The sequence below is a fragment of the Jeotgalibacillus sp. S-D1 genome (assembly GCF_004358665.1).
Lineage (GTDB): Bacteria > Bacillota > Bacilli > Bacillales > Jeotgalibacillaceae > Jeotgalibacillus.
This window is the reverse complement of sequence record NZ_SMZR01000041.1, coordinates 1-729: the sequence shown is the minus strand read 5'-3', so window position 1 is coordinate 729 and position 729 is coordinate 1. Positions and strand designations below refer to the sequence as shown.

The window sequence follows — 729 nt, the reverse complement described above, 5'->3', positions numbered from 1 at the left end:
GGTTCGAATCCTACATGGCTCACCAATAAATGTATATGCGGGTGTGGCGGAATTGGCAGACGCGCTAGACTTAGGATCTAGTGCCGCAAGGCGTGGGGGTTCAAGTCCCTCCACCCGCACCATATACCACGCGGGAGTAGTTCAGTGGTAGAACACCACCTTGCCAAGGTGGGGGTCGCGAGTTCGAATCTCGTCTTCCGCTCCATATATTTATTACTGCCTTAGCCGGGGTGGCGGAATTGGCAGACGCACAGGACTTAAAATCCTGCGGTGGGTTTCCACCGTGCCGGTTCGAGTCCGGCCCTCGGCACTGTTTTATTAGAAAACATTTAAATGATGCGCCCGTAGCTCAATTGGATAGAGCGTCTGACTACGGATCAGGAGGTTAGGGATTCGACTTCTCTCGGGCGCGCCATACTTTACGGGGAGTAGCTCAGCTTGGTAGAGCACTTGGTTTGGGACCAAGGGGTCGCAGGTTCGAATCCTGTCTTCCCGACCATTTTATATTTCCCAACTATGGGGCCTTAGCTCAGCTGGGAGAGCGCCTGCCTTGCACGCAGGAGGTCAGCGGTTCGATCCCGCTAGGCTCCACCAATGTATTATTGAACCTTGAAAACTAAACAACCAAAAACGTCAACGTTAATACAAGTTTTAAATGAAACAAATGAGCTTTATCAAACACTTTACGGAGAGTTTGATCCTGGCTCAGGACGAACGCTGGCGGCGTGC

General features: G+C 51.9%; 6 tRNA genes. All 6 read left to right on the top strand.

Features of this window, described 5'->3' with window-relative positions:
- Positions 1-37: 37 nt before the first annotated feature.
- The 6 genes from E2R51_RS19635 (at position 38) to E2R51_RS19610 (ending at position 594) form a co-directional block, all read left to right on the top strand.
- Positions 38-122, top strand: a tRNA-Leu gene (locus E2R51_RS19635).
- An 8-nt stretch (positions 123-130) separates the two neighbouring features.
- Positions 131-205: transfer RNA gene (locus E2R51_RS19630), tRNA-Gly, on the top strand.
- Positions 206-224: 19 nt separating this feature from the next.
- Positions 225-310: transfer RNA gene (locus tag E2R51_RS19625), tRNA-Leu, on the top strand.
- Positions 311-338: 28 nt separating this feature from the next.
- A tRNA-Arg gene (locus tag E2R51_RS19620) sits at positions 339-415 on the top strand.
- Positions 416-422: 7 nt separating this feature from the next.
- Positions 423-499: transfer RNA gene (locus E2R51_RS19615), tRNA-Pro, on the top strand.
- A 19-nt stretch (positions 500-518) separates the two neighbouring features.
- Positions 519-594 (top strand) — tRNA-Ala (locus E2R51_RS19610).
- Positions 595-729: the final 135 nt, after the last annotated feature.